This window comes from Mycetocola sp., assembly GCF_046716805.1.
Taxonomy (GTDB): Bacteria; Actinomycetota; Actinomycetes; order Actinomycetales; family Microbacteriaceae; genus Mycetocola_A.
The window spans coordinates 1-3,961 of sequence record NZ_JBKJWH010000057.1; the positions used below are offsets into that span (position 1 = coordinate 1).

Below are 3,961 nucleotides of genomic sequence, written 5' to 3' on the forward strand. Positions count from 1 at the left end.
CGACAGGGAACTCAATCATCTGAACACGCTCGACAATCGCTTTATCACGGGTGTTGATCTTCAGAGGTTTGTTCGATGCGACGTAGACGACACCCTGCGGAACCCAGCCCGAAGACTTGACGTTCAGCGTACGGGTCTCAACCCAGTCATCACCAGTAAACTTCTTCAGGAACTCGTTGTCGATGGGATCGTTCATGGGAGGCTCGGACACGCCGATGAAACGCCTGCCCTTGAATGAATCCTGTTCGAAGTTCTGTCCCGATACCTTGATGATGGACTTGGAGTCGGGCATGCACGAGTATGCAGCACCGCCCTTGCCCAGCTTGAAGAACGTACCGATGAACACGGACTTACCGGACCCCGGTGGGCCGTGCAGGTTCAGGATGGTACGAAGCTTGGACTCACCCATGAAAGCCGCTCCTGTGACCTTCTGGAGGTAGTCACGGGCATCTTTATCCGGGATCGAGCGCTCAAGAAACGTGTCCCAGTACGTGAGGTTCACACGCTCAGATTCAGGGCGGTAGTCGGCGTCGAAGAACTTGGTGACAGCCCGTGAAGGGTGGTGATCCACCATGACCCAATTACCTGCTGCCAGTTCCTCAAGGTCCAGTACCTTGTTCCGCATGACAAACCACTTCTGGTCGTTGTCAAAGTGATCGTAGTCCACGTCACTCGCGGTCTGAAGCATGCGGATCATCGAGGACAGTCCAGCATCAGAGGAAATCTTGTCGCGGTAGTTCTTGTGCTTCGTGATCTCGCCCTTGTCATACTGGGCACGGATCTTCTTGGCTTCATCCTTACCAGCCTGAGTACCTGAGGCTTCCACCTTGGCGGCTTCCTTGTTCAGGTACTCCTTGATGAACTCGATTGCGTTCACCATAGCATGATAGTACAGCTTTCCGACCTTGCGTGCAACTCCGTCACCCTCGCAAGGAGTGTGGATTCGTCCATCCCAAAGGTACCACTGTTTACGTGCTTCAGTGTACGATAGTGTATTGCCAAACTTCTCGTGGATTGCCGTAGCAGCCTTGATGTCGGTACGCGGAATGCTGTCGATTGCCTTCAACAGGTCAAAATTGTCGAAGTTTGGTTTCTGACCTAGCAGGTCTTGCCACCATTTGTCTAGGTCAAGACTCTTTTCGAGTCCGCCAAGAATTTCTGTTTCTCCCATAGTCTACCTTTATTTGTGCTCATATGTACCTTTGTCTATTGCGTCATTAGTTCTTTACGTATTTACGCGGACCAGCGTATCCAGAGGAGAAAGCGTTCTCTGCAAAACCAGTCTCGGTGAAGCGCTTCAGGACGTAGCGCTGCGAGCGTGGGATTTCGTTGTGGAAATCCTTCACGGTCTCTGTCTTGGTGACAACGGAATGTTCGATGCCTTCTGCATCCGTGTAGCTGTCCGTGACAGTAACGGTTTCCGTCTCGGTCCACTCTTCGTTACTGTCAGCCTCTTCCCACTTGCCGTCGATGAATGCGCCCTGAAGGGATTCGATTGCGAGGAAGAGTACAGTGCCGTCATCCAGCTTAGAGCCGTGCGGGGCTACCACCTGTGTAGCAAACTCTGGACGCCAAACCTTCTTCTCGTTCGGTGCGTAGTCTGCTTTGGTCTTGATAGTGTCGTTCATTAGTTCCTAAATTTTGTGCTAATACTTGTCTTTGGTGACATCTAATGATACCATAAAATTTTGATAGTTTCCAATCACCATTGGGGACCGCTCTCGAAAACCTCCGGTACGTATGGAAGCTCCTTGATCCGTTGGCCGTCCGCTGCGTTGCATGCGATACACGCTGGCCGGATGTTTCCACGGATGTAGCGTCCGCCTTCCTTACCGGAGAGGGGGTATCGATCAGCAGTCACGGTGTCGTAGGTGAGTACTTCAGTGCAGTCCGGGAACGCGCACTCACAGGTGGCTCCGTCACCGAACTCTCCCAGCATCCACTCTTTGCGGCGCTTACGGTCTTTGCTGTTGCCCCGAAGGTCGGGGCCTCCGTTGCCTCTTGTCTTGTAACTCATGTAGCCTATCTATGTTTCACGTGAAACAGACAAACCCTCCCTGCCGAAGCAGAGAGGGCGTCTATTAGTGTCGTCTGTTCTTCTTGATCCACCGGATGTTGGCCCGATAGTCCTGATACTGGTCAGTCTTGTGGTCGATGATGATCCAGAAGTAGATCCACCAATAAAGAGCTTTGTCGTAGAGTTTGATACTGTTTCCTTTCTTAGATGATTCCGTCTTCTTGCATTCGGGCAATCAGGTACCGGAGCATGGAGTCGTCGTCCTGATCGTTGAATTTCAGCCGCCACAAGGCCCTATACTTCGTAATCGGGATTCGTGCGTCGAGTAGGTCTGAGAGGCCGGTTTCCTCAGAACTGGACAACAGGGACATCACAGGTGAGTCCTCAAAGTCCACAACTGCGCTTCTTTCATCACGTCCCGGACGTGCCCATTCGTTGGAGCCATCCCGTAGCGAGCGCTGCCACGTCCATCCGTGTGGCTCCAGAATCTCGGCCCACGACATGTGGTCGTTGACGTAATCCTCGACCTCTGAGAGGGCCTTGTAGAGGCTCCAGCGGTTGCCTCCGAGTGCCGCCATGAGGTCACCGGCAAACATAGCCAGATCAAGACGTGCATTGGCATCCCTGTTGATCAGGGTTTTACGGCGCTCGTGTTTGGTGTTGAACGCTTCAGCGGAGACAGCGGAGATTTCTTCAATGGTGTACGTCTGGTCGATCTTGTAAAGGATCTCGACCTTGCCTACTTTGGAGTCCGTGCCGGTCTTCGGGAAATATACCGATCCGGGCATACGTAGGATACGGGTCAAATCGATCAGTTTGTCGATTTTCCGGTCCCCAGCGGCCTCATCAAGGTAGCTCCACCAGCGGTCCACCAGTTCCTTGTCGCCCCGTTCTCCGGGTGCGAGCTTCCAGTAGGCGTGGACGCCTCCGGAACCTGAGCCTACCACGAGGGTTGGATGCAGCACGAGGCTGAATAGGAAGTTGATGATGTCCTGCTGGGACTTGAATCCCTTGTCCTTCACGTCGATATCGGCCCAGACTCCGGTGACATACTCAATGTTGTCCTCGGTGCCACGTTTGTTGTAGTCCACGTCTTCCTTGATTGGGCAGACTCCGAAGTAGAGGTTCCACTTCCCGCCATCCTCATCAAAGATCATAGACTCAAGGGCTTCATCCGTCATGGGAGCGAAGTCCTTTGCCAGCATGGATTGTGACAGTGTATCGTGCTTGCCGGTCTTTTCCGTCCTACGTCCTACGATGACAAACTTATCCTCCGGGTCGAACCAAGTGGAGATGAATGTCGTAGCGTGATGGGATGAGATCTGGACTTTTCCGGTCAGATCTGATAGTTTCATGTGTTCCTTTTACTGGAGGAACGCCTTGACCTGAGCAATGTCCTGTGTGATGGATGATTGCAGTGTCGTGACGCCCTTCTTTGCTGTTTTGAATACGTTGCTCTCGGCGTCGTTGGCCCGGAAGTCCAGAAGACTCACGACACCCTTGCAGCCTGAAGAGCGGATGAGTCGGCCTGAGGCCTGCTGAAACAGGGTCAGAGACTCACGCTCATACCAGTTGGGGAAGCCCCTCATGCGCCAGTGGGCGATCTGCTGCTTGCAGAGTGCGTCATAGCGTGGGTTCGGCCACTTGACCAGTGATAGGTGCGTCAGAGCCTCGCCGGGAACGTCGATGCCTACGAAGAAACTCTTGGTTGCCAGAAGGACGGATGAGATGTCGGACTTGAAGGCTTCGATGAGCTTCTGTTTGTCCGCGTCTTTTGTCTGTACCAGTACATTATACGGGAAGTGCCCCATGTTACGCAACTGCTGGATCTGTTCGGTAGCGTAGTCCAGTTCCTTGCGGGACGTGAAGAGCACGAGAGATCGGCCCTTGGTGACGTTGATCAGGTCAAGCAGTTCCTAGAGGCTGTACTGTGCTCCTTCAACC

4 protein-coding genes are annotated in these 3,961 nt (G+C 53.2%); all 4 read right to left on the minus strand.

All coding sequences use genetic code 11. The features are described 5' to 3' along the window. A partial coding sequence (locus ACLQ62_RS04895) for a DUF5906 domain-containing protein (protein ID WP_411720543.1) occupies window positions 1-1,171 on the minus strand: 1,171 nt, incomplete at its 3' end. Between the two features lie 46 nt (window positions 1,172-1,217). After that, complete coding sequence (locus ACLQ62_RS04900) at window positions 1,218-1,628, minus strand: hypothetical protein (protein ID WP_411720544.1); 411 nt, start codon at window positions 1,626-1,628, stop codon at window positions 1,218-1,220. 592 nt (window positions 1,629-2,220) lie between these two features. Then, window positions 2,221-3,372 carry a hypothetical protein gene (locus ACLQ62_RS04905; RefSeq protein ID WP_411720545.1) on the minus strand — a complete coding sequence of 384 codons (1,152 nt, stop codon included), beginning with the start codon at window positions 3,370-3,372 and terminating at the stop codon, window positions 2,221-2,223. A gap of 9 nt (window positions 3,373-3,381) precedes the next feature. Continuing rightward, a complete protein-coding gene (locus ACLQ62_RS04910; protein ID WP_411720546.1) occupies window positions 3,382-3,930 on the minus strand; it encodes a helicase C-terminal domain-containing protein in 549 nt (182 codons plus the stop codon). Between the last annotated feature and the right edge of the window lie 31 nt (window positions 3,931-3,961).